Origin of the sequence: Nonomuraea maheshkhaliensis, from assembly GCF_039529435.1 — a bacterium.
Lineage (GTDB): Bacteria > Actinomycetota > Actinomycetes > Streptosporangiales > Streptosporangiaceae > Nonomuraea > Nonomuraea maheshkhaliensis.
In genome coordinates, this window is sequence record NZ_BAAAMU010000154.1 from 1 (window position 1) to 23,886 (window position 23,886).

At 69.3% G+C, this 23,886-nt stretch carries 26 protein-coding genes and 1 pseudogene; 18 read left to right on the top strand and 9 right to left on the bottom strand.

Annotation, left to right across the window (positions count from 1 at the left end):
* The 4 genes from ABFX54_RS49735 to ABFX54_RS49750 all read left to right on the top strand — a co-directional run.
* Positions 1-831 (top strand): zinc metalloprotease (locus ABFX54_RS49735; RefSeq protein WP_346114197.1); only part of this gene is annotated, 831 nt, incomplete at its 5' end.
* Between the two features lie 26 nt (positions 832-857).
* Positions 858-2,252, top strand: coding sequence for an MFS transporter (locus ABFX54_RS49740; protein WP_346114198.1), 1,395 nt, complete (start codon positions 858-860; stop codon positions 2,250-2,252).
* 694 nt (positions 2,253-2,946) lie between these two features.
* Positions 2,947-3,468 carry a hypothetical protein gene (locus ABFX54_RS49745; RefSeq protein WP_346114199.1) on the top strand — a complete coding sequence of 174 codons (522 nt, stop codon included), beginning with the start codon at positions 2,947-2,949 and terminating at the stop codon, positions 3,466-3,468.
* Positions 3,469-3,592: 124 nt separating this feature from the next.
* A complete protein-coding gene (locus tag ABFX54_RS49750; RefSeq protein ID WP_346114200.1) occupies positions 3,593-5,344 on the top strand; it encodes a DEAD/DEAH box helicase in 1,752 nt (583 codons plus the stop codon).
* Positions 5,345-5,439: 95 nt separating this feature from the next.
* Here ABFX54_RS49750 and ABFX54_RS49755 read toward each other — a convergent pair whose 3' ends face one another.
* Positions 5,440-6,171: a hypothetical protein gene (locus tag ABFX54_RS49755; protein WP_346114201.1), complete on the bottom strand. Its 732-nt coding sequence runs from the start codon at positions 6,169-6,171 to the stop codon at positions 5,440-5,442.
* A 141-nt stretch (positions 6,172-6,312) separates the two neighbouring features.
* Between ABFX54_RS49755 and ABFX54_RS49760 the strand changes: the two genes are divergently transcribed.
* Entirely contained in the window at positions 6,313-6,573 is a 261-nt protein-coding gene (locus ABFX54_RS49760) for a hypothetical protein (RefSeq protein WP_346114202.1), read from the top strand.
* Between the two features lie 95 nt (positions 6,574-6,668).
* Here the strand turns inward: ABFX54_RS49760 and ABFX54_RS49765 are convergent, their stop codons facing one another.
* From ABFX54_RS49765 to ABFX54_RS49775, 3 genes are read right to left on the bottom strand one after another with little or no spacing between them, the layout of a single operon-like run.
* Positions 6,669-7,253 carry a GNAT family N-acetyltransferase gene (locus ABFX54_RS49765; protein ID WP_346114204.1) on the bottom strand — a complete coding sequence of 195 codons (585 nt, stop codon included), beginning with the start codon at positions 7,251-7,253 and terminating at the stop codon, positions 6,669-6,671.
* Positions 7,226-8,377, bottom strand: coding sequence for a hypothetical protein (locus tag ABFX54_RS49770; RefSeq protein ID WP_346114205.1), 1,152 nt, complete (start codon positions 8,375-8,377; stop codon positions 7,226-7,228). Before ABFX54_RS49770 ends, ABFX54_RS49765 begins: the two co-directional genes overlap by 28 nt.
* A 4-nt stretch (positions 8,378-8,381) precedes the next feature.
* Entirely contained in the window at positions 8,382-9,389 is a 1,008-nt protein-coding gene (locus ABFX54_RS49775; protein WP_346114206.1) for a hypothetical protein, read from the bottom strand.
* 620 nt (positions 9,390-10,009) lie between these two features.
* Between ABFX54_RS49775 and ABFX54_RS49780 the strand changes: the two genes are divergently transcribed.
* Together ABFX54_RS49780 and ABFX54_RS49785 are read left to right on the top strand one after the other, a co-directional pair.
* A complete protein-coding gene (locus ABFX54_RS49780) occupies positions 10,010-10,234 on the top strand; it encodes a hypothetical protein (RefSeq protein WP_346114207.1) in 225 nt (74 codons plus the stop codon).
* Between the two features lie 194 nt (positions 10,235-10,428).
* The gene (locus ABFX54_RS49785) at positions 10,429-10,806 is read left to right on the top strand and encodes an STAS domain-containing protein (protein WP_346114208.1); all 378 of its coding nucleotides are present in this window, start codon (positions 10,429-10,431) and stop codon (positions 10,804-10,806) included.
* A 3-nt stretch (positions 10,807-10,809) separates the two neighbouring features.
* Here the strand turns inward: ABFX54_RS49785 and ABFX54_RS49790 are convergent, their stop codons facing one another.
* Together ABFX54_RS49790 and ABFX54_RS49795 are read right to left on the bottom strand one after the other, a co-directional pair.
* Positions 10,810-11,379: a nicotinamidase gene (locus ABFX54_RS49790; RefSeq protein WP_346114210.1), complete on the bottom strand. Its 570-nt coding sequence runs from the start codon at positions 11,377-11,379 to the stop codon at positions 10,810-10,812.
* A gap of 15 nt (positions 11,380-11,394) precedes the next feature.
* Positions 11,395-12,678, bottom strand: a complete 1,284-nt coding sequence (locus tag ABFX54_RS49795; RefSeq protein ID WP_346114212.1) for a nicotinate phosphoribosyltransferase — start codon at positions 12,676-12,678, stop codon at positions 11,395-11,397.
* Between the two features lie 46 nt (positions 12,679-12,724).
* Here ABFX54_RS49795 and clpS point away from each other — a divergent pair, with 46 nt between their 5' ends.
* The 5 genes from clpS to ABFX54_RS49820 all read left to right on the top strand — a co-directional run bounded on the left by clpS (position 12,725) and on the right by ABFX54_RS49820 (position 15,359).
* Positions 12,725-13,018, top strand: coding sequence for an ATP-dependent Clp protease adapter ClpS (gene clpS, locus ABFX54_RS49800; RefSeq protein ID WP_106248250.1), 294 nt, complete (start codon positions 12,725-12,727; stop codon positions 13,016-13,018).
* Positions 13,019-13,061: 43 nt separating this feature from the next.
* On the top strand, positions 13,062-13,586 hold the full coding sequence (locus tag ABFX54_RS49805) for a DUF2017 domain-containing protein (protein WP_346114214.1): 525 nt from the start codon (positions 13,062-13,064) through the stop codon (positions 13,584-13,586).
* Positions 13,587-13,595: 9 nt separating this feature from the next.
* Entirely contained in the window at positions 13,596-13,997 is a 402-nt protein-coding gene (locus ABFX54_RS49810) for a M67 family metallopeptidase (protein ID WP_346114215.1), read from the top strand.
* Between the two features lie 140 nt (positions 13,998-14,137).
* Entirely contained in the window at positions 14,138-14,410 is a 273-nt protein-coding gene (locus ABFX54_RS49815) for a MoaD/ThiS family protein (RefSeq protein ID WP_346114217.1), read from the top strand.
* Between the two features lies 1 nt (position 14,411).
* Entirely contained in the window at positions 14,412-15,359 is a 948-nt protein-coding gene (locus ABFX54_RS49820) for a PLP-dependent cysteine synthase family protein (protein WP_346114218.1), read from the top strand.
* 135 nt (positions 15,360-15,494) lie between these two features.
* Here ABFX54_RS49820 and ABFX54_RS49825 read toward each other — a convergent pair whose 3' ends face one another.
* Together ABFX54_RS49825 and ABFX54_RS49830 are read right to left on the bottom strand one after the other, a co-directional pair.
* The gene (locus tag ABFX54_RS49825; RefSeq protein ID WP_346114219.1) at positions 15,495-17,390 is read right to left on the bottom strand and encodes a hypothetical protein; all 1,896 of its coding nucleotides are present in this window, start codon (positions 17,388-17,390) and stop codon (positions 15,495-15,497) included.
* An 85-nt stretch (positions 17,391-17,475) separates the two neighbouring features.
* Positions 17,476-17,802 (bottom strand): hypothetical protein, encoded by a 327-nt coding sequence (locus ABFX54_RS49830; protein WP_346114220.1) that lies wholly within the window; start codon positions 17,800-17,802, stop codon positions 17,476-17,478.
* 103 nt (positions 17,803-17,905) lie between these two features.
* Between ABFX54_RS49830 and ABFX54_RS49835 the strand changes: the two genes are divergently transcribed.
* The 3 genes from ABFX54_RS49835 to ABFX54_RS49845 all read left to right on the top strand — a co-directional run bounded on the left by ABFX54_RS49835 (position 17,906) and on the right by ABFX54_RS49845 (position 20,373).
* Positions 17,906-18,697 carry a thioesterase family protein gene (locus ABFX54_RS49835; RefSeq protein WP_346114221.1) on the top strand — a complete coding sequence of 264 codons (792 nt, stop codon included), beginning with the start codon at positions 17,906-17,908 and terminating at the stop codon, positions 18,695-18,697.
* 102 nt (positions 18,698-18,799) lie between these two features.
* Entirely contained in the window at positions 18,800-19,624 is an 825-nt protein-coding gene (murI, locus tag ABFX54_RS49840) for a glutamate racemase (protein WP_346114222.1), read from the top strand.
* Complete coding sequence (locus tag ABFX54_RS49845; protein WP_346114223.1) at positions 19,621-20,373, top strand: MBL fold metallo-hydrolase; 753 nt, start codon at positions 19,621-19,623, stop codon at positions 20,371-20,373. Before murI ends, ABFX54_RS49845 begins: the two co-directional genes overlap by 4 nt.
* A 106-nt stretch (positions 20,374-20,479) precedes the next feature.
* Here the strand turns inward: ABFX54_RS49845 and ABFX54_RS49850 are convergent, their stop codons facing one another.
* Entirely contained in the window at positions 20,480-21,733 is a 1,254-nt protein-coding gene (locus ABFX54_RS49850; protein ID WP_346114224.1) for an MFS transporter, read from the bottom strand.
* Between the two features lie 53 nt (positions 21,734-21,786).
* Between ABFX54_RS49850 and rph the strand changes: the two genes are divergently transcribed.
* The 3 genes and pseudogenes from rph to ABFX54_RS49865 form a co-directional block, all read left to right on the top strand.
* Complete coding sequence (gene rph, locus ABFX54_RS49855; RefSeq protein ID WP_346114227.1) at positions 21,787-22,518, top strand: ribonuclease PH; 732 nt, start codon at positions 21,787-21,789, stop codon at positions 22,516-22,518.
* The gene (gene rdgB, locus ABFX54_RS49860; protein ID WP_346114225.1) at positions 22,515-23,105 is read left to right on the top strand and encodes an RdgB/HAM1 family non-canonical purine NTP pyrophosphatase; all 591 of its coding nucleotides are present in this window, start codon (positions 22,515-22,517) and stop codon (positions 23,103-23,105) included. Before rph ends, rdgB begins: the two co-directional genes overlap by 4 nt.
* A gap of 73 nt (positions 23,106-23,178) precedes the next feature.
* Positions 23,179-23,886: pseudogene (locus ABFX54_RS49865) on the top strand (molybdopterin-dependent oxidoreductase); the annotation flags it as partial.

Below are 23,886 nucleotides of genomic sequence, written 5' to 3' on the forward strand. Positions count from 1 at the left end.
CGCCCGGCGCCCGCCCCCACGCCCGCCGGCGGCTGTGTCGAGCGCGCGCCCGCGTCGCGCAGCTCGCCCGGGCCGCGTTCGCCCAAGCCGGAAGACGTGGCCAAGGTGGGCGCCGAGCTCGGCGCGCGGCTCGCCGGGCTCACGCCGCCGAGCCAGATCACCGTGCCGACCCGGGTGCACGTCCTCACCAAGGGTTCTGAACGGAAGGTGTCCGACGAGGCCGTCAGGGCCCAGATCGACACGCTCAACTCCGCGTACGCCGGCAAGTTCGGCGGCGTGGACACCGGCGTGCGCTTCCGCCTCGACGTGATCTCCGTCAGGGAGAACGGCCCCTGGTTCGCCGACCCCATCGGCCACGAGAAGGCCATGAAGCAGGCGCTGCACGAGGGCGGGGCGGGCACGCTCAACCTCTACATCGCCCAGCTCAGCGAGCTCATGCTGGGCTTCGCCAGCTACCCCTACTGGTACACCGGCTCTCCCCGCCTCGACGGCGTCGTGATCGACTGGCGCAGCCTGCCCGGCGGCGCGATGGCCGACTACAACCGGGGCTTCACCGGCGTCCACGAGATCGGCCACTGGCTCGGGCTCTTCCACACCTTCGAGAACGGCTGCAAGGAACCGGGCGACGGCATCGACGACACGCCCCCCGAGGCCCGCCCGACCGAGGCGTGCCCGCTGGACAAGGACACCTGCACCGCCCACGAGGGCAAGGATCCGGCCCACAACTACATGGACTACGCCCACGACCGGTGCATGTGGGAGTTCACCCAGGGGCAGGCGAACCGGATGCACGAGATGTGGGCGGCCTACCGCGACACCGCCGACGCCTAGTATTTCCGACAAATTACGATGTGCAGGTGACAGCACCAAAGGCACTCGACGCTCCCCACAGATCCGCCGGCATCCTCGGCCCCGAGTACCGCACGGCCACCCTCGGCATCCTGCTGGTCGTCACACTGATCGCGTTCGAGGGCATGTCGGTCGGGGTCGTCATGCCGGCCATCGCCGGCGAACTGGACGCCCTCGACCTCTACGGGCTCAGCTTCTCCGCCTTCCTCATCGCCAGCCTGTTCATGAACGTGGTGGCCGGGCTGTGGTCGGACCGGCGCGGCTATCCGATGCCGTTCCTGGCCGGCGTGGTGCTGTTCGTGATCGGCATGGCCCTGGCCGGGGCATCGACCTCCGCCGGCATGTTCCTGGCGGCCAGGGCCGTGCAGGGGCTGGGCGCCGGCGCCTCCATCGTGGCGCTGTACGTGATGATCGCCCGCGTGTACGCCGTGGACGTGCGGCCGAAGGCGTTCGCCTCCGTCTCCGCCGCCTGGGTGGTGCCCGCCATGGTGGGCCCGTCCGTGGCCGGGTTCGTCGGGCAGCACTGGGGCTGGCGTTACGTCTTCTACGGGATCATCCCGCTGGTCGTCCCCGCGCTGGTGATGCTCGTGCCGGCGTTGCGCAAGGGCTCGGCGGGGGAGGCCGACGCGCCCCAGCCCGGTACCGGGCCCAGGTCCAGGCCGGTGGCGATGACGCTGGCCGCCACCTGCACCGCCGGCGGCGCAGGGGTGCTGCTGCACGGAGTGGACCGGCTGCACCGGGAGATCGTGCCGGGGAGCCTGGAGACGGCTGCCGGGCTGGCGCTGCTGCTCTGGGGCCTGTACCGGCTGCTGCCGCCCGGGGCGCTGCGCTTCGCGCGGGGGCTGCCCACGACGATCGTCATGCGCGGGTTCTTCTCGGCCTCCTTCTTCGGCGTGAACGCCTTCATCCCCCTGGCGCTGCAGGAGGTGAAGTCCTTCGACACCACGTCCGCGGGGGTCGCGCTCACGACCGGAGCCCTGGGCTGGTCGGCGGGGGCCTACATCCAGAGCAAGGGCTCAGGCCACGCGCACCAGCGGATCAGGCTGGGCGCGGCGGGCGTGGCCACGGGGATCGTGCTGTGCCTGCTCTCCGTGCTTCCAGGGGTCACCGGATGGATCGCGGTGCCCGCGTGGATCGTGGCCGGGTTCGGGATGGGCTTCGGCCTGACCACGGTCAGCGTCACGGCGATGAAGCAGTCGCCGGTCCACGAGCAGGGGGCCAACTCGGCCGCGCTGTCGGTGTCCGACCAGCTCGGATCCGCGCTGTCGATCGGCATCGGCGGGGCGCTGGTGAACGTCATCGGGCACTCCTCGTCCCAGATCGCCACCGGGTTCCTGGTCATCTCCTGCCTCATGGCGGTCATCGCGGTGAGCGGCAGCGTGCTCGCCGGTCGCATCCGCTGAATTCCGCACCTCCCGTCACACCGATCACAGTTCGCCTGAGCGCCGTCGCCAGGAGTGATAGGACAGCGGGCAAGGAGGTGCCATGGAGGACGATCATCGTGTCTGGCCCCCTGAACCGGGGCCCGGGCATCGCCGTACGCCTCCAGAGGACTCGGCGCCCGCGCGGGGCGGCGCACATCGGGACGAAGGGGCCTCGCGGGCGACCCCTAGGCACGCCTCCGCGCCGTACGTACCGGAACAGCCGGAACCGCCCGAACCGCCGGAAAGGCGGGACGAGGCCGGCTGGGGCCGCCCACCCGACCCGCCACCGGCCTTCGGCCGGCGCGAGCGGCCGTACGAGCAGTTCGGCCGGCGGCACGGGCCCCCGGCGGACCCCGGCCCCGACCCGGGCCGGGGGCGGGACGATCTCGCCGAGCAGGAGCCTCGCTGGGGGCGGGACGATTCCGCGGACCTTGATTCCCCTTGGGGGAGGCGGGGGCATCCGCTGGATCTGGACCAAGGGGAGCCTGAGGAGCCCGCGTGGGGCCCCAGGATCCGCGGAGCCGCTCCCAGAGAGCCGAACCATGGCCGAGGGGAGGCGTGGGAGGATCTGCCCCCCTCCGCCCGCCTGCACGGCTCTCCCGCCGACCCCGGGCTGCGCAGGAGAAGCCCGGCCGGCCCGACCGTTCCGGCCGGCGGAGGGTTGTGGCGGCGCGTGGCGGTCGTGCTGGCCGCGCTGATCGCGGGGACCGGCCTGGTGGCGGGCGCGGCGGTGGCGGCGCTGCGGCTCACCGCGCCGCCGGAGCGGACGGGGCTGCTGCGCGACGCGCTGGCCGGGGTGGCGGCGACGTTGCCACAGGGCTGGAGCGCGGGCTCGGTGGCTCCCGTCACGGGGTTCACCTCGGTCGTACGCGACGAGCGGGGCGCGCTCGTGATGGCCAGACCGGTGCCGGGCCCGGTGACCGACGTCAGGAAGGCCACGGCGGAGGCGGCCGAGCTGTACTCCCGGTTGCTGCTCAACGGCGACCGCGTGAGCGTCGTCGACGACAGGAAGACAGCTGACGGCCACACCCGTGCCCTGCGCGCCGAGTACAAGGACGTGGTGAACCGGCCGGCGTTCCTCAGAGTGATGCTGGTCACTCGTACGGACCGCTCCGTGCTGCTGGTCGGGCTGCTGCAACCCGAGGACGACAGCCGCAGGCAGGCGTTGGACGAGGTCATGACGAGCGTCCGATAAGCCGCATAGCACGTGAGGAAGACCTTGGCCAGAATCCCCGGCTCACGGCACGTCTTGTCGGTGGGCCCGATTACCCTTGGGTCACTGTGAGAGAGCGAAGCACACCAACCCCAGAGGTGATGCGGTGAGCACCTTCGCCGCGTCCCACCTTTCGCCTTCCTATCCCGACCGGGCCGCGTGGGGCACCGCCCCGAAGTTGCGTGCCTGGCAGCAGGAGGCGTTCGACCTCTACTCCAGGCGTGAGCCGCGTGACTTCCTCACCGTGGCGACGCCGGGCGCGGGCAAGACGACCTACGCCCTGCGCATCGCCAGCGAGCTGCTCGCCAACGGGGTGATCAAGGCGATCACGATCGTGACCCCCACCGAGCACCTCAAGCGCCAGTGGGCCGACGCCGCCGGGAAGGTGGGCATCGGCATCGACCCCGAGTTCAAGAACAGCCAGGGCGCGACCTCGCGCGACTACATCGGGGTGGCGGTCACCTACGCGCAGGTCGCTATGCACCCTGCCCTGCACAGGGCGCGCACGGAAAACCGCAAGACCCTGGTCATCTTCGACGAGATCCACCACGCGGGCGACGCCAAGTCGTGGGGCGACGGCGTGCGCGAGGCGTTCGAGCCCGCCGCGCGCCGGCTGCAGCTGACCGGCACGCCGTTCCGGTCCGACGACAACCCGATCCCGTTCGTCGCCTACGAGGAGGACGCGGAGGGCTTCAAGCGCAGCATCGCCGACTACTCCTACGGCTACGGCCCCGCCCTCGACGACGGCGTCGTGCGTCCGGTCATCTTCCTGGCGTACTCGGGCGAGATGAAGTGGCGCACCCGCGCCGGCGACGAGATCGCCGCGACGCTCGGCACGCCGCTCACCAAGGACCAGCTCTCCCAGGCGTGGCGGGCCGCGCTCGACCCCAAGGGCGACTGGATCCGCCAGGTCATGCAGGCCGCCGACCGCCGCCTCACCGAGGTGCGCAGGGGCGTGCCCGACGCCGGCGGCCTGGTGATCGCCACCGACCACGAGACCGCCCGGGCCTACGCCCGCCACCTGCGCAACATCACCGGCGAGGGCGCCACGGTCGTCCTGTCCGACGATCCCGGCGCGTCCAAGAAGATCAAGCAGTTCGCGGCCTCCGAGGATCGCTGGCTGGTGGCCGTGCGCATGGTGTCGGAAGGCGTCGACATCCCCCGCCTGTGCGTGGGCGTCTACGCCACCTCCACCTCGACCCCGCTCTTCTTCGCCCAGGCCGTGGGCCGCTTCGTGCGGGCCCGCAAGCGCGGCGAGACCGCCTCGGTCTTCCTCCCCTCGGTGCCCACCCTCATGGGGCTGGCCAACGAGATGGAGGTCGAGCGCGACCATGTGCTCAACAAGCGACCGCCGGAGGACGGCCTCGACGACACCCTCCTCGAACAGGCCAACCGCCAGAAGGACAATCCCGACGTCCTGGGCGACGAGCTGCCGTTCGAGACGATGGAGACCACGGCCACCTTCGACCGCGTGCTCTTCGACGGCGGCGAGTTCGGCACCGGCGCGGAGGTCGGCTCGGCCGAGGAAGAGGACTTCATCGGCCTGCCCGGCCTGCTGGAGCCCGACCAGGTGGCGACCCTGCTGCGCAAACGGCAGTCCGACCAGCAGGCCGCCCGCCGCAAGCAGTCGGCCGAGGAGGCCCCGCCGCCGCTGGCCCCGCACGAGCAGATGGCGGAGCTGCGGCGCGAGCTCAACGGCCTGGTGGGGGCGTGGAACCACCGCACGGGGCAACCCCACGGGGTGATCCACTCGGAGCTGCGCCGCGCCTGCGGCGGCCCGCCGATCGCCCAGGCCACGGCGGAGCAGATCCAGGAACGCATAGCCATGATCCGCCGCTGGGCCACCCAACGCCGCTAGGCGGCCCCGATGGTGGTCAACGTCCGGCCCGGCGTCGTCGGGTCGGACTGCCGGTAGGTGACGGTCCTGATGGGTGCCGCCTGACGTGGCGGCACCTACAGATGAGGACGCTCCTCAGGCTCCGTGGAAGGCTCCGGCCATTCGTGGAGCCGTACGGAGTCCAGAGTCCAGTCGGGGGTGACGACGGCCCGGCCCTCGATCCGAACCTGGGTGAGCATGCAGTAGGGGGCGGCGTCGCCGAAACGCTCGCGCAGGTAGGCCGCGTTCCTGTCGCGGAAGCGCTCGTCGGTCAGCGCCCGCACCACTCCGTACACGCCTCTGCCGTACATCCCGTTGCAGATGGTCAGGGTGCGTTCGACGTTGTCGGGATTGACCCCGCGGTAGAAGAACGCGACGTCCTCCAGTAGCCGCACATTAGCGCCCGACCCGATGTGGCGCGGATGATGCCTGGCCGGCGTGTCGCCGCCCTCGTTGACCTCGAAGTACGGACCGAGCTCGCCGTTCCAGTCGGGCACCTGTCGTACGGGGAGCTCGATCCGGATCGGCATGGACGCGGTGACCTGGTTGTAGTCGACGCCGCCGAGGAGCGCCAGGTGCGTGGTGAAGTGGTCGGAGCGTAAGTCCGCGGGGGCGCGCAGCGCGACCAGGCTGCGCGGGTTCGCGGCCCTGAGGTGGCCGTGCAACTCGAACAGCGAGTCGAGGTCGGAGTACTTGTAGTGCTCGATGTGGTCGGGGCTGTCCGGCGAGGTGTACGGGATCTTGGCGCGTTCCTCCTGGGGGAGCTGCGAGCAGATGATCGTGATGGCTCCCCGTCGGGGAAGCGCCACGGGTGGTCCCGGTAGACGTCATGGCCGGATGAAGGCTCGGCGCTTTCGCCCGAGGCGAGGGCCTTGAGTGCCGGCTGGCGCAGCCGGGTCAGCTCCGCGAGGAGCTCGCGCTGCTCGTCCAGCTCGCGCGGCGTCAGGTCGGTGAGCGGCAGCACGCGGGCGCGGCCGTTGGCGATCGAGCGTCTCGTCGCGAAGAAGGTGGCGTACTTCTCCAGCCGGTGCAGCGGCGGGACCTTGATCGCGTGGGTGGACTCCCACGAGGAGATCAGCGGCACGCTGACCTCGAGCGCCCGGCGAAGCTGGGCCTGGGCGATCCGCAGGCCGGGCCAGTGCTTCTCGCGGAGCTCGCGCAGGCGGAGCGCCAGCGCGGCCTGCGCGGAATCATCGCCGCTCATGCCGTGATTTCATTCGTGTGAACTTCAGCGATTTCTAGTGAATATGGCGGAGATGGGCTGCCGGGTCGGTGGGCGAACCGCAGCCGGCTCGTACAGCGGACGCTACCAGCGATGTTCATAGCGGTCCTGGCCGAGTTGCCTGACCATGATCCGGCACAGTTCGGCCCGGAGTTCGCGCCGGCCGTCACGTCCGTACACCACGCTGGTCGTCGGCAGGTTCCCATGTGGCCACTCGACGTAGCCCCTGCGTTCGTACAGGCGGCACGCGTCGAGGTTGTCCAGGCCCACCCCGAGCGCCACCTGCTTGTATTCCATCGAGAAGAGCACTTCCTCCGCCGCCCGCATCAGTTCGCTGCCGATTCCCCGGTTGCGGTGTGCGGGCAGGACCTCGAGGTGGGTGAGCAGCGCGGCATCCGGCAGGTGGGTGGTCAGCTCCGGCTCCTCGGCCCGCTCCAGCCAGAGATAGACGTCGCCGATCGGCTCGCCGTGTTTCCAGGCCACCAGCAGGATCCCGTCCCCGCGTTGCTGCCGGGCCAGCCGGTCCTCGAAATAGTGCTTCTGCCCGAGCGATCTGATGAGGGCGGGCAGATCCTCAGGCGCTGCTGTACGGATCTCGCAAGTTCCCACACAGGACAGAATTCCGGTGACGCTTCTGAGAATCAATAAGCAAAACTCAGGGACTTCCACCAGCGCAATGTCGTGGCGCCGTCTTTGATCAGCCATTTCATGACATCTTGGGCATGGAGGCCGAGCTGTGGAATCGCATTCAGATGATCGTCCCACCGGCGGCGGTCTTCCAGCCAAGCTTTGAGGTAGGCGACGCAGAAGTCGGGGTCGATCCGGTGCAGGCGGCCACGGGCGGCGAGGAGGGAGCTCTCCATCGCCCGCCGTTTGCGGTCGTCCGGCGGGAGCTGTCGTACGCGGTCGAGGATGTCGGCGATGAAGCGGTCACGCGCGTCGAGGAAGCAGATCCAGTGCGCCGGGTCGGTGGCGGGTTTCCAGCCCTGCCGCGGATCCTTGTCCAGGAGCCAGTAGACGCCCTCGGCGAGGACGTCGCCGAGCTCCTGGTCCCGCGCCCGGACCTGCTGGTCGAACGGGTCGAACGGCCGCTGCTTGACCTTGCCCGTCACCGCGAGCCGGCGTAGCGAGGCATCGGTCAGCAGGTAGAACCAGTCCTCGTTGTAGACGTTCGGGAAGAAGGACGGGCTGCGGGTCGTCTCGACCGCCAGCGCTCCGCCGCCCACGAAGGAGTCCTGGTACCCCCCGGTCTCCCGGTGCGCGTGACACACCACGGAGTTGTCGGGATAGCCGTCGATCTGCATGCCCACCGCGTCATAGCTGTCGAGCAACTCCGCCGCGCGGGTGACGTCCTGGGGGCTGCTCACCTCGATGTCGTCGTCCAGGAAGACGATGCGCCGCCAGTCCATGAGGCGGGCGAGCACCAGCGCGGTGTTCCGCTTCGCGCTGAGGTCGGTGGTCCGGGGGAAGGGGGTGCCGCGCAGGAGGGCGGTGGTGGCGAAATCCGGCAGGTTCAAGCCGTCGGGATCGCCGATGTCGATCGCGAGGAAGTCCACGCCGTGCGGCATCCAGCCGGCCGCCTGCCCGGCGTCGCTCCAGCGGCTGTGCAGGGAGACGAGGGGGCAGGAGATGGCGCCGGCCAGGCGGATCGCGTGCGTCAGCCATCGGGGGTGGCGGATCGTGGGCACCACGATGGCGTCCACGGCTCCCGCTTCGTCCGCTCGTTCGCCGGCGTCGAACATGTCCACCAGATGGCGGTGCGAATGGTGGTGGTGTTCGGTTCTGCTCAACACAGGGTCAACCGTCATCTACGGGTGCCTCCGGCCATTCATGCAAGCGGTCTTCGTCAGAGGTCCAGTCCGGCGTGACGGCGACCCTGCCCTCGATCCTGACCCGCATGAGAATGCTGTAGGTCGCCGCGGCGCCGAAACGCCTGCGCAGGAAGGCGGCGTTCCTGGCGCGGAAGCGAAGGTCGGTGAGCGCGCGCACAGCGCCGTACACGCCTCTGGCGTACATGCCGTTGCAGATGGTCAAAGTGCGTTCGGTGTTATAGGGGTTGACTCCGCGATAGAAGAACCCGACATCCTCGATCAAGCGCAGACCATCGCCCGAACCCAGGGTGTCGGGATGGTACCTGGAACTCTCTCCGTGCTCGTCCACCTCGAAGTACGGCCCGTTCTCGCCGTCCCAGTCGGGCACCTGCTGCACCGGAAGTCTTATCCTCCGGACCATCGAAGCGGTGATCTCGTTGTAGTCCACGCCGCCCAGCAGGGCGATGTGGGTGGTGAGGTCGTTCGAATGCAGATCCTCGGTGGCGCGGAGAGTGACCTCGCTGCTCGGGTTCGCGGCCCTGAGGTGGCCGTGCAGTTCGAACAACGAGTCCAGATCGGAATATTTGTAGAGCGAGATGTAATCGGCCGAGGCGGGCGAGGCATAGGGGATCTTGGCCCGGTCCTCCTCGGGAACCTGGGAACAGATGATGGTGATCGGCTCCCCCTCGGGGAAGTGCCACGGATTCCTGAAGGACGTTTCCTGATCGGTGGGGACGCGGCTTTCCGCCACCTTCTCCGAGCTCTGCCACTGCAAAGCCTTGTTGCGCAGGCGGAGCAGTTCCGCCCGCAGCTTCGAGTGCTCCTCGCGCTCCATCGCGGTCAGTTCGTCGAGCGACAGCACGCGGGCCACGCCGTTGGCGACCGATCGTTTCGTGGCGAAGAAGATCGCGTATTTCTCCAGCCAGTGCTGGGGCGGGATCTTCGGAGGCGTTCCGGTCTCCCACGAAGAGATCGACGGGACGCTCACCTGCAAGGCACGGCTCAGTTCTGCTTGGGTGATTCTCCGCCCCGGCCAGCGGCGTTCCCGAAGGTCACATAGTCGGCCAGCCAGTCCGCCCGATGGCTCGTCTCCCACCCTCAGACCCCTATCGCCTGTACTTCAGCCTTCAGTAAACATCGCCTGAGCATGCGAGTCGAGGGAGGCTTGTCTCCATGCTCATCAGGCGGCCCGCCGAATCGCACCGCACGGGGGCCGGTCGCAGGCCGGAGAATACGTGCGCCGATTCAGCTGACTTCGGCTGAACTTCAATGAGCAGTGGCTCGTGGGGTTGGTGCGATGCATTCAAGCGCACGCCGCCGGCCAGGGCGCGCCGTCGCCTTCGAAATCGCGCTGAACTTCGACCGGCGGCAGAAAAGCGGCATCGGCCGGTCATTGAATCCAGGTCTTCATATGAATTGCCGGTCGTAGATCATTTGAACTTGTCTTCACTTGTCGTGCGAACGCACACTCGCCTTGTCGGCACCGCCCGGCAGAACCATTCAAGGGCTTGAAGGCGAGGCTGTCATGGCGAACGCATGATGATATGCCCGACCGGCATCCGGCTGCTCGCGAACGTTTCTCGTCCTGTCACGTCACTCACGAGGATGACTTTCATGACCATGATTCACCTTCACCTTTCGGTGGTGATGTCGGGCTCGCTCGAGTCCAGAAGTCTCACGCTCCTCGCCCTGGGGGCCATGATGGCTCTGGTCCTCGCGGCGATACGTCAGCTCGTTCGCCAGGCCCGCGTCATCGTGATGATCAGTGGCACGAGCGTCCTGCTCGTGTTCCTCGTCGTGCTGGCCCTCGCCTACCTGATCACCCTGCGGCCCGTCTGAGGCGGCACGGCCCGGCGATCCGAGAGCCCCAGCTCAGGAGGCACATGGCCGGTGCCGGGCCGATGGTCACGATGCGTGACTCTGTGCTTTTGGACACAGAGCAGTGGCCTGCTGTTAGAAGCTCGGTGGAAGCGGCAACAACCACCTTGGGCGTTCTGAGAGCCGTTTCACGACAAACAGAAGGACTTTCTCCCATGTCGTCTGAGGCCACCGGAAGGTCGACCCTCACCGTCGTGTCCGGCCTCTCCAGGAACGCCATCATCGTCAGGCTCGAAGGCGAGCTGGACGTCGGTGCGCTGCCGATCTTCAAGGAGCACCTGCAGCGCATCTGGGATCTTCCTCCCAAGGCCTTTCTGGTCCTGGATCTGAGCGAGGTCTCGTTCTGCGACTCCATGGGGCTGAACGAGCTCGTCGACATCATGCAGCGGTGCGAGTCCAGGGGCACCAGGCTGCTGCTCGGCGGGGTGCAGGGGGTCATGGCGCGGGTGCTGGCGATCACCGGGTTGCGGCATGCCTTCGAGGTGTTCGCCAGGCTGGACGACGCGTTGCGGGTGACCGCCGCCTCGTCCTAGCTCTCAGCCCACGTGCGGCGTGCCGCTCAGTACGGCGCCCGCCGCCCGCAGCTCCTCCACCGCCGCCTCCGTGGTCTGCGGCGCCACCCCGGCCGTCAGGTCGAGCAGGACCCTGACCTTGAGCCCGTGCCGCACGGCGTCGAGCGCGGTGGCGCGTACGCAGTGGTCGGTGGCGATGCCCACCACGTCCACCTCGTCCACTCCGCGCTCGCGCAGCCAGTCGGCCAGCGGTTCCCCGTCGCTCGACGCGGCCTCGAACCCGCTGTAGGCCGCGCTGTAGGCCCCTTTGCTGAAGACCTCCTCGACCTCGGACACGTCGAGCGAGGGATGGAAGTCCGCGCCGGGCGTGCCGGCCACGCAATGGGCGGGCCAACTGGAGGCGTAGTCGGGCTCGGAGGCGAAGTGGTCGCCGGGGGAGACGTGGTGGTCACGGGTCGCCACGACGTGGTCGTAGCCGTGGTCGGTCACGTGGCGGGTGATCGCCGCCGCCACCTCGGAGCCCCCGGCCACGGCCAGGCTCCCGCCTTCGCAGAAGTCGTTCTGCACGTCCACGATGATCAGCGCACTGCCCATGGGCAGAACGATACGTCAGACGAATTCCGTGGGGATGGCCGCGTACCCCCGGCCGAGGTGGAGGGCCTCCTGGGGGAGGGCGGCGACGGTGGCGGCGTGGCGTTCGCGGGCGGCGTCCAGGGGTTCGCGGCCGACGACCTCGCCGTCGCGGACGAGCTCGTGCAGGAGGGGGATGCCGCCTTCGGGGACACGGCCGCCGGTGGTGATCAGCTCGGTCTCAAGACGGCCGGACTCGTCGAGCAGCCGGTACGCCTCCTTGCGGCCCCCGCGCGACGGCTTGCCCACCGAGCGCTTGGCCACGGGCTGCAGCTTGCCGCCGGCCGTCTCCCTGGCCACCAGCTTGTAGACCAGCGCCGCCGTCGGCACGCCCGAGCCGGTCACCAGGGAGGTGCCCACGCCGTAGCCGTCCACGGGGGCGGCGGCCAGGGCGGCGATGGCGTACTCGTCAAGGTCGGAGGTGACCAGGATGCGGGTGTCGAAGGCGCCGAGCGCGTCGAGCTGCTCGCGCACCTCCTGCGCCGCCGCCGCCAGGTCGCCCGAGTCGATGCGGACCGCGCCCAGCTTCGGGCCGGCCAGCGCCACGGCCGTGCGCACCGCCTCCGCCACGTCGTAGGTGTCGACCAGCAGCGTCGTCTCGGGCCCGAGCGTGGCGATCTGGGCCTCGAACGCGACCCGCTCCGAGTCGTGCAGCAAGGTGAACGCGTGCGCCGCCGTGCCGGCCGTGGGCACGCCGTACAGGTGCCCGGCCATCAGGTTGGAGGTGGAGGCGAACCCGGCGATGTACGCGGCTCTGGCGGCGGCCACGGCGGCGGCCTCGTGGGTGCGCCGCGAGCCCATCTCGATGATCGGCCGCTTGCCGGCCGCGTTCGTCATGCGGGACGCGGCCGAGGCGATCGCGCAGTCGTGGTTGAGTATCGACAGCGTGACCGTCTCCAGCAGCACCGCCTCGGCGAACGTGCCCTCCACCACCATGATCGGGGAGGCGGGGAAGTAGACGTCGCCCTCGCGGTAGCCGTAGACGTTCCCGGAAAACCGGTAATCGGCGAGAAACGCCAGAGTGCTGTCGTCGACGACATGATGCTCACGCAGATAGGTGAGTTCTTCGTCACCGAAACGGAAGCGTTCGAGCTGGTCGAGGACCCGTCCCGTTCCTGCGACGACGCCGTAGCGGCGCCCACCTGGCAGGTGGCGGGCGAACACCTCGAAAACCGCGCGTCTGTGGGCCGCGCCGCTGCGCAGGGCGGCCTGCAGCATCGTCAGCTCATAGTGATCTGTGAGCAACGCAGTGCTCATGGTCATTCTCACGACTCGAAGACTACGGCCCAGATAGGGCAGACTCGGGGATGTGGGTAGCACCGCTCCAATCACCGTCGAGCGTCCGTCATCGGACGTCCGGCCCGATCTGCCGTGGGTGACCATCGTCTGGAACGACCCGGTCAACCTCATGTCCTACGTGACCTATGTCTTCCAAACGGTCTTCGGTTATCCGAAGGAGAAGGCCGAGAAGCTGATGCTGGACGTGCACCACAAGGGCAAGGCGGTCGTGTCCAGCGGCACGCGCGAGGAGATGGAAAGGGATGTGCAGATTCTCCACTCCTACGGCCTGTGGGCGACGGTCCAGCCGGACTCGAACAAATGAGGCACGAGTCGGGCCCGGCATCGGGGACAGCGAGGTGGCACTGGTGACTTCCGGATTCTCGCGCGGCAAGGACGGCGCGGTCGTCACCGTGTTCGAGCCGGCGGAGGTCTCGCTGCTGCGCTCGCTCGTCTCCATGATGCTCGGCATCGTCTCGCCTGGGCAGACCAGTGAAGACCCGCTGGAGCGGGCGCTGGGCATCGGCGACAGCGCGGCGCCGTCCGATCCGGTGCTGGCCAGGCTCTTCCCGTCGGCGTACCAGGACGAGAAGGAGGCGGCCGAGTTCCGCCGCTACACCGAGGCCACGCTGCGCGACGGCAAGCGGGCCGACGCGCGCACCGTCCACGAGACGGCCAGGGCGGGGCGGGCCGAGCTGACGCCGGAGGAGGCCCAGGCGTGGCTGCGCGCGCTCAACGACCTGCGCCTGACGCTCGGCACCAAGCTCGACGTGACGGAGGAGGTCCACGACGAGGTCGCCGTGATGTCCGAGGACGACCCCCGTTACCCGGCCTACGTCACCTACGACTGGCTGACCTACCTCCAGGACAGCCTGGTCCGAGCCCTCTGGTAGCTTCCGGGCATGCTGTCGATCTCGCAGGAACTGGTGGACAAGATCGTCGCGCATGCGCGGGCCGACCATCCCGACGAGGCGTGCGGCGTCATCGCGGGCAAGAACGGGGTGCCCGAGCGGTTCATCCCCATGGAGAACGCCGAGCGCTCGCCCACCTTCTACCGCTTCGACTCGATGGAGCAGTTCAGGGTCTGGCGCGAGATGGACGACCGGGACGAGGAGCCCGTCGTCATCTACCATTCCCACACCGCCACCGAGGCGTACCCGTCGCGCACCGACGTCTCCTACGCCTCCGAGCCCGGCGCCCACTACGTCCTGGTCTCCACGCGGGACGAGGACGAGGTGGAGTTCCGCTCCTACCGCATCCTCGAAGGTGTGATCACGGAGGAAGAGGTAAGGTTTCTCCCATGATGGCCAGACCTGTGCAGAGCTTCCTGTTCGCACACACTCCGGTTGTCGTCCTCTACGACTGTTCCTGAGCTGGAATCCGCATCCAGCCGTCGGCGTTGCATGCCGATGGGACGACGACCTTTCTGAGGAGACTGACCGCGATGGCCATCGAGGTTCGCATTCCGACCATCCTGCGTAACTACACCGACGGGGCCAAGGCCGTGAGCGCCGAGGGCGCCACCCTTGAGGAGCTGATCAGCAACCTTGAGTCGGCCCACCCCGGCATCAAGGACCGCCTGGTCGACCAGGGCGCCCTGCGCCGCTTCGTCAACGTCTACCTGAACGACGAGGACGTGCGCTTCCTCGGCGGCCTCGGCACGCCGGTGTCCGACGGCGACACGGTGACCGTCCTTCCCGCCGTCGCCGGCGGATGACATGCGGTTCGACTCGCTGATCGACTCGGTCGGCCGCACACCCCTGGTCGGGCTGCCGAGGTTGTCGCCCTCCGCCGACGTACGGATCTGGGCCAAGCTCGAAGACCGCAACCCGACCGGGTCGATCAAGGACAGACCGGCTCTCTGGATGATCCAGGAGGCCGAGAAGGACGGGCGGCTCACGCCCGGCTGCACGATCCTGGAGCCGACCAGCGGCAACACCGGCATCTCGCTGGCCATGTCGGCCAAGCTCAAGGGCTACAAGCTCATCTGCGTGATGCCGGAGAACACCTCGGAGGAGCGCCGCCAGCTGCTGCGGATGTGGGGAGCGGAGATCATCTCCTCGCCCGCGGCGGGCGGCTCCAACGAGGCCGTACGCGTGGCCAAGGGCCTGGCGGCCGAGAACCCGTCCTGGGTGATGCTCTACCAGTACGGCAACCCGGCCAACTGGCGCTCCCACTACGAGGGCACCGGCCCCGAGCTGCTGGAGGACCTGCCCACCATCACCCACTTCGTGGCCGGGCTGGGCACGACGGGGACCCTGATGGGGGTCGGGCGGTTCCTGCGCGAGCGGGTGCCCGGCGTGCGCATCGTCGCGGCCGAGCCGCGTTACGGCGAGCTGGTCTACGGGCTGCGCAACGTGGACGAGGGCTTCATCCCCGAGCTCTACGACGAGTCCGTGCTGACCACCCGGTTCTCGGTGGGCTCGGCCGACGCGCTGCGGCGCACCCGCGAGCTGCTGGCCACCGAGGGAATCTTCGCCGGCGTCTCCACCGGGGCCGCGCTGCACGCGGCGCTGGGCGTGGCCGCGAAGGCGGTCAGAGCGGGCGAACGGGCCGACATCGCGTTCGTGGTGGCCGACGGGGGCTGGAAATACCTGTCCACGGGGGCGTACGAGGGCACGCTGGAAGAGGCCGAAGAGCGTCTCGAAGGCCAGCTCTGGGCCTGAGGGCCGGCGTTCTGAGGCTGCGTTACGAGGCCGCGTTACAAGGTCGGGGCGGTTCTGGGCCTGATCCTCAGGACACGTGAAGAGGCGGCCGGTCCGATCGGACCGGCCGCCTCTCGTCGTCCACGAGACGGTGGGTCAGTTGAACAGCAGCCGCAGCGAGAACGTCGCCTCGGTGTCGCTCTGCGTGCCGCTCAGGCCGACCGCCCGCAGCACCTGCGCGTTGGCCTTGTCGTCGCCCTGCATGGACGCCAGGTACAGCTTCTCCACCTTGTCCAGGTCCACGAAGAGCGCGTAGTTCACGTCGTCCGCGTTCGGGATCGCCGTCTGGAACGTCTCCGAGTCGCCCAGCGTGCCCTCACCGGCCAGCTTCTTGGCGTACTCGTCCGTCGTCGCCACCGCGAGGACGCCGTCACCGGCGACCTTGGCGATCTGGGGAGCGGCCTGGCCGTTCTGGCTCAGCGCCTGCGTGACCTTGTCGAGGACCGCCTGCGCCTTGGCCGGGTCGGTGACGATGCGCACGCCGCCCTTGATCTGGTCGCTGTCGAGGCCCTCGCCGTCCACGGCGACGGTGAAGTTCTGGCCCACGAACGTGGCCAGGTCGTCGGGCAGCTTCAGCCCCAGCGAGGTCTCGGCCTGCTGGAGCATGCTCTTGATCTGCGCGCCGCCGGCCGCCGCGGCCTGCTTCTCGATCTCGGCCCACTGCTTCTTGACGACCTGGTCCAGGCCGGAGATCGACAGCGCGCCGGCCGTGGTGGCGGGCAGGGTGCCCAGAGCGGCCTTGGGCAGGTCGCCCTCGGGAGTCATGCCCTTCGCGCCCCTGACGAGCCCGGCCAGCTCGACGTAGGCGCTGTCGAAGCGCAGGGCGCCGGCGAACCTGGCGTCCTTGATCATGTCGAGCGCCGCCTGCTGGTCGGTGCTGACCTCCTTCTTGGCCAGGTCGAGCAGGCCGCCCATGTCGGCCCAGAACGACAGCACGCCCTGCTCGCCGACGGCGCCCATGTCGTCGCTGAACTCGGCGTTGTCGGACAGGCTGTCCTCGCCCTGCGCGTACTTGTCGGCCAGCGCCTGCGTGGTGCTCAGCAGCGCGTAGTCCTCGCGGAAGGCGATGCCGTACTCCTCGCCCTTCATGAGCTTGGCGATGCCGTTCTTGGCCAGCTCCTGGTCCTTGATCTGGATGGCCACCGCGAAGTCGGGCTCCTCCTTGCCGGAGGGCACGGCCGCGAAGCCGACCCGGCTGCCCAGCCACGGGTCGACGTCCTTGGCGAAGTCGACCTTGCTGTCCTCGCCGTCGTTGAGCGTGTCGAACAGCGCCTTGCGCGGGTCCTCGCCGGTGAACTTGTCCTTGGTGACGGTGAACTTCCTGGCCAGCTGGAACAGCGCCAGTTTCTGGTTCGCCGCCGGGTCGAGGTCGAGGCGGGCGTAGGCGATGGAGTTGCCGGGCAGGACGTCGTTCGGCTGCGTGCCGCCGCCGCCGAAGGCGCCCACGGCCCACACCGCGCCGCCGCCCAGGAGCACCACCGCGAGAGCCGCGGCGATGGCGATCACCCAGTTCTTGCGGCCCTTCTTGGCGGGCTCGGGCGGGCCGAAGCCCTCGGGGCCCTGCTGCTGCCAGCCGCCCTGGGCGTACTGGTCCTGCTGCTGCCAGCCCTGCTCCTGCTGCCAGCCACCTTGCTCCTGCTGCCAGCCTTGCTGCGGTTGCTGCTGCCAGCCGCCCTGGGCCTGCTGGCCGCCGTACTGGCCCTGCTGGCCGTACTGCTGGCTTTGGTGGCCCTGCTGGCTCTGCTGGCCATACTGCGCGTCATACGAAGGCTGCTGCTGGCCGTACTGGTTGCCGGAAGAGGGCTGCTGGCCGTAGGACGCCTGCTGCCCGTAGGCACCCTGCCCCTGCTGCTGGCCATACTGCTGCTGCGGCGGGTACGGCTGCCCCGGATACTGCGCCGTCGGCGCGCTCTCCGGCTGCTGCCCCTGGTTCCAGTTGTACGCCGTGGTCCGGTCAGGATCCTGGCCATAGGGGGGATTGTTCGCAGACATCACTCAACTCACAATGTGGACTTTTGACCACAGAGAAGGTAGCTGATGTTGCTAGACGGCCGCTTGCAATGTGCTGAAGTCGAAATTAGACGCGGTTGAGTTCTTTCCTCAGCACGTCGATGTGGACCTCGCCGCCCCCGTAATCCAGGACGTTCTCCCACGGAACGAACGTGCATCCCACGTACACGATGCGGGCCAGCGTCCGGGAGAGCCAGGCCGATCGGCCCTGGCGATCGCGCGTGAGGCCGAGCAGCAGCGGCGCCCGCCGCATCGAGACGACCAGGCCGTACACGGTGTGGCTCTGCTGCAGTTCGCCCCTGTGCTTGACGACCCGGATGTCCACCACGAATCCGACCCACACCCCGTTGGAGTCCCAAACGGACTGACCCAGGAGTTCGGTGACACTTGCCATGATCAAACGTTGTCAGTCGAATCACGTTTTCGCAGGTAGGCGCGCTGATGGGCGAATGCTCTAGAGTCTCTAGAACATGGTTCCAGACTGGAGGCGGGCGGGAATGACGAAGTTCGACGAGGCCACCCAGGCGATCAGGGCCGACGAGAACACCTACGACGTGTGCCTCGACCCCGGGTACGCGATCGGCGGGCCGCTCAACGGCGGTTACCTGATGGCCGTGATCCTGCGCGCGGCGGTGGACGCCTCGCCGTTCGAGCATCCGGTGAGCACCACGGCGCAGTTCCTCAAGGTGCCGTCCGCGGGCCCGGCGCAGGTCAGGATCGAGCCGCTCAAGGCGGGCCGGACGGTCGCCTTCGCCAGGGCGACGCTCGTGCAGGACGGCGTCGCGCGGATCGAAGCGTTGATCACCACGGCCACGCTGAACGACGCCGAGCCGATTTATAGCGATGAAGCCACTTATGAGATGCCTCACATTGACGAATGCGCCAAACTGCCCGACCCGAAGCCCGAGTCGGGGATGACGCTCAACGCCCAGATGGAGCTGCTCTTCGACCCGCCCACGATCGGCTGGCTCAAGGGCGAGCCCTCCGGCCGGCCGGAGTCGCGGGCCTACTTCAGGCTGGCCGAGCCCCAGCACCCCGACCCGTACGTGCTGGCCCTGGCCGTCGATGCCCTCCCACCTGTCGTCTTCTCCGCCGGCGCGCGCGGCTGGGCGCCCACCGTGGACCTCACCTGGCACCTGCGCGCCCTGCCCGCGCCCGGCTGGCTCACCCTGCTCGGCAGCGGCCGGCTGGTCTCCGACGGCTGGTTCGACGAGGAGGTCGAGGTGCGCGACTCCACCGGCCGCCTCGTCGCCCAGGCCCGCCAGCTCGCCCGGGTGGGCCGGGGCTGACCGGCCATGATGTGACCAAGACAACACCGCGTCACGCTCAGATGTCGTACCTGTGAGCATTCTTACGCAGTGTTGATCGTGCAGGTCGCCTACCCTCTAAGCGTGCCGGACGCGAGTATTGGGATCTTCGACAGCGGGGTCGGCGGCTTGACGGTCGCCCGGGCGATCATCGACCAGTTGCCTCACGAGTCCATCACCTACGTGGCCGACACGGCCCGCCAGCCGTACGGGCCGAAGCCGATCGCCGAGCTTCGCGCGTACGCGCTGGAGGTCATGGACCACCTGGTCGAGCAGAACGTCAAGATGCTCGTGATCGCGTGCAACAGCGCCAGTGCCGCCGTGCTGCGCGACGCCCGCGAGCGCTACGACATGCCCGTCGTCGAGGTGATCATGCCGGCCACCAGGCGCGCGGTGCGAGCCACCCGCAACGGCAAGGTCGGCGTGATCGCCACCAGGGCCACCATCGCCTCGATGGCCTACCATGACGCCTTCACCGCGGCGCCCGACGTACAGCTCACCGGTGTGGCCGCCCCACGCCTGGTGGACTACGTCGAGCGGGGAGAGACGATGAGCGACGAGCTCATCGAGGTCGTCCGCGAATATCTCGAGCCCGTCAGGGCCGCCGGATGCGACACGATCATCCTCGGCTGCACCCATTATCCGCTGCTCACCGGCGCGATCTCGTACGTCGCCGGTGAGGGGGTCACGCTGATCTCCAGCGCCGACGAGACGGCGAAGGACGTCTACCGCATCCTGCACGACCGCGACCTGGCGGCCGGCAACGGAGCCACCCCCCGGCACCGTTTCCGCGCCACCGGCGACTCCCTGCTCTTCGCCCGGCTCGGGCGACGTTTCCTGGGCCCGGAGATCGACGTGGTCGAAGTCGCACCAGTGGGGGGTACTACCTATAACGGGAGGCCCACATGAAGGTGACCATCGTCGGTTGTTCCGGGAGCTACCCCGGCCCCGACAGCCCAGCGTCCTGCTACCTCCTCGAAACGGACGGGTTCAGGATGTTGCTCGACCTCGGCAGCGGGTCGCTGGGCGCGTTGCAGCGTCACGTCGGCATCTACGACGTGGACGCGATCTGCCTGTCGCACCTGCACGCCGACCACTGTCTCGACATCTGCGGCTATCACGTGGCCCGCACCTACGGGCCCGGGGCCCCCTATCCCCTCGTCCCCGTCTACGCGCCCGCCGACGCGCCCCGGCGGCTGGGGGCGGCGTACGGCATGCCGGACGAGCCGGGCCTGGAGACCGCCTTCGAGTTCCGTACGCTGACGCCGGGCGTGTACGAGATCGGGCCCTTCACGCTCACCGCCGGCCTGGTCAACCACCCCGTCGAGGCGTACGGCTTCCGCGTCGCCAACGGCACCAGGAGCGTCGCCTACTCCGGCGACACGGGCGAGACCGACGAGCTGGTCAAGCTGGCGGCCGGCGCCGACCTGCTGCTGTGCGAGGCGTCGTTCGTGGAGGGCCCCGACCTGCCCACCGGCCTGCACCTGACCGGCCGCCAGGCGGCCGAGCACGCCGCCAAGGCCGACGTCGGCCAGCTCGTGCTCACCCACCTGGTCCCCTGGAACGACCGGGCCACCGTCCTGGAGGAGGCGTGCGGCGGCGGCTACGGCGGCCCGGTCGAGCTGGCCCGCAGCGGGGTCGTCTACGACCTGAGCTGAGCCACTGAGCTGAGTCACTGAGCTGAGTCACTGAGCTGAGTCACTGAGCTGAGTCACTGAGCTGAGCCACTGCGGCGAGCCGCTTGGGTGAGCGCGGAGCAGCCGGCTACGACCTGGCCTCGACCTCGGAGAACTCGCGCATCCGCGGCAGCGGCGAGAACAGCAGCGGCACGAACGCCAGCAGCCGGCCCGCCATGAGCACCCACAGGGTCTGCCGCACTCCCACCTGCTGGGCGACCAGCCCGCCCATCAGCGCACCCAGCGGCATGATGCCCCAGGTCATGAAGCGCACCGAGGCGTTGACCCGGCCGAGCAGATGTTCGGGGGTGACGAGCTGGCGGTAGGTGGTCTGGCCCACGTTCATCAGCGTCGCGCTCCACGAGATCATGATCGAGGTGATCGCGAAGCACACCACCCGCCAGTCGGCCTGCGTCATCGGCAGGAGCAGGCCGAACGGCGCGCCGATGGTGACGGCCAGCCAGGTCATCCTGGCGCTGCCGACCCGCCGCGCCAGCCAGCCTCCGGTCAGGCCGCCCAGCAGGCCGCCGATGCCGCCCGACATGAGCAGCGCCCCGACCGCGCCGGGGCTCAGCCGGACGGTCTCGGCCAGGAACAGCACCGACAGGGCCAGCACGCCGCTCACGCACATGTTGCCGATCGCCGACGAGGCCACGAACGCCCGTAAGAGGCGGTGGTGCCACAGGTAGGAGAGCCCCTCACCGATGCCCCGCAGCAGCGGCGTGCGCTCGACGTCGGCGGGCGGCTTGTCCGGCGCCTTGATCGTGGCCAGCAGCAGCACCGAGGCGAGCGCGCCGAGCGCGGTGGCCATCATCGTGCGCGGAGCGCTCAGCAGCTGCACCAGCGTGCCGCCCACGCCGGGCCCCGCCAGGAACGCGCCCGCGCGGACCACCTCCAGCTTGGCGTTGCCGTCGGTCAGCTGCCCGGCGCTGATCAGATCGGGCAGGTACGTCTGGTCGGCCACGTCGTTGAACACCTGGGACACGCCGGCCAGCAGCGCGACCACGAACATCATCTCGATCGTCAGCAGTCCCAGCGCGGACGCCACCGGAATGCTGCCGAGCAGCACGAACTTGGCCAGGTCGGACACCATCATCACCCGGCGTTTGCGCATCCGGCCGACCCACACGCCCGCGGGCAGCCCGAGCAGAAGGAACGCCAGCGTCTGTAACGACGACAGCACCCCCACTTCCGCCGGACCGGCATGCAGAGCAAGCACGGCCACCAGCGGAAGTGCCACGCGGGAAATATTCGCTCCGAGTTCGTTCGCGACGTGCGAACTGAGGAATCGGAGGAAGTCAGGGTTTCGCAACACCCCCGTTGTCATTGCGTAAGGATCCATGTGACGGACACATTTGGTCAAGGGTGTCGCGTCGCGGAGATAGGGTGATCTGCATGTCCAGACAGGATGGCCGCAACCCTGACCAGCTCCGCCCCATTACCATCACCAGGCAATGGCTGACCCACGCCGAAGGCTCGGTGCTGGTCGAATTCGGCGGGACCCGGGTGTTGTGCGCGGCGTCGGTCCAGGACAGCGTGCCGCGCTGGCGCAGAGGCAGCGGCCAGGGCTGGGTTACGGCCGAATACGCGATGTTGCCGCGAGCGACCAATACTCGTAACGATCGCGAATCGGTCCGCGGCAAAATCGGCGGCCGGACCCACGAGATTTCCCGGTTGATCGGGCGTTCGCTGCGTGCCTGCGTCGATTACAAGGCGTTGGGAGAAAACTCCATTCTGCTCGACTGCGACGTCCTTCAGGCCGACGGCGGCACGAGGACGGCGGCGATCACCGGCGCCTACGTCGCGCTCGCCGACGCGGTCGCGTGGATGCGCGAGCGGCGCATGTGCCCGGGAGACCCGCTCATCGGCTCGGTCGCGGCCGTGTCCGTCGGCGTGGTCGGCACGGTCCCGATGCTCGACCTCTGCTACACCGAGGACGTCGCGGCCGAGACCGACATGAACGTGGTGATGACCGGCGAGGGCAGCTTCGTCGAGGTGCAGGGCACCGCCGAGGGCGCGCCCTTCGACCGCGGGGCCCTCGACCGCCTCCTCGACCTGGCCGTGGCCGGCTGCGCGGAGCTGACCTCGATCCAGCAGGAGGCCCTGCGGTCAGGGGAGCGGTCATGAGGATCGTGCTGGCCACCCGCAACGCGGGCAAGATCGCGGAGCTGCGCCGCATCCTGTCCGGGTTCGACGTCGTCGGGCTGGAGGAGTTCCCCTCGATCGGCGAGGTCGCCGAGACCGGCGTCACGTTCGAGGAAAACGCCCTGCTCAAGGCGCACGCCGTCGCCAAGGGCTCCGGCCTGCCCGCGGTGGCCGACGACTCCGGGCTCTGTGTCGACGTGCTCAACGGCATGCCGGGCGTCTTCTCCGCCCGCTGGGCCGGAAACCACGGCGACGACCGCGCCAACCTCGACCTGCTGCTGGCCCAGATCTCCGACGTGCCCGCCGAGCGGCTGGGCGCCCACTTCGCCTGCGCCGCCGCGCTCGCGCTGCCCTCGGGCGAGCAGCGGGTGGTGGAGGGCACGCTGCCGGGCCGCCTCGTCATGACGCCGCGGGGCTCCAACGGGTTCGGCTACGACCCGATCTTCGTGCCCGACGGCGACGAGCGAACGACGGCCGAGATGTCGGCCGAGGAGAAGGACGCGATCAGCCATCGGGGCCGGGCCTTCCGCGGGCTGGCGCCGATCGTGCGCGAGGTGCTCGGCTCGTGACCACCGCCGAGGTGCTCGGCTCGTAACCATCGCGTAAGAAGTCCGTCGCCGCCGGAGACGTACCTTCGGAAGTGTGCAGAGGAATGTAATGGTGCCGGCCTGGGCGGGAGCCCTGGCGGGACTGGTGTCCGGAGGCGTGGCCCTCGGGATCGCGCAGCTCGCGGCCGGGCTCGTCGGGCCGCGGACGTTTCCCGTGGTGGCCGTCGGCGACGCGGCAGTCGACCTGACGCCCGCCCCCCTCAAGGACTTCGCGATCAGGACGTTCGGTGAGAACGACAAGGCCGTCCTCATCGGCGGGGTGCTGGTCGTGCTCGCCGCGGTGGCCGCGCTCATCGGGGTGCAGGCCCGCCGCCGGCTCGCCTACGGCTTCGCGGGGCTGGCCGCGTTCGGGGTGATCGGGCTCCTGGCGGTGCTGACCCGGCCGGACGCCGGGCCCCTCGACGCCGTGCCGACCGTGATCGGCGTGGCCGTCGGCTGCTGGGCGCTGTCGTGGCTGCTGCGCCGCGCGTCCGGCGGCCGGATCCCCGCGCGTGTCCCTGACGCCGCCATGGCCCCGGCCGCCACGCTTCCGGCCCCGCCCGCCACGGTGGGGGCTCCGGCGGCGAGGCCCGCGGCCGGTGACGGGCGGCCGGACGAGGAACCGGACGTGGAGCCGGACGTCGAGCGGCCCGCCGTGATGCGGGCAGGTGACGAGCTGCGCGTCTTCGACCGGCGGCGGCTGATCACCGGCGCCGCCGGCGGGGTGGTGGGCGCCGGGGCGGGGGGTCTGCTCGGGCGGCAG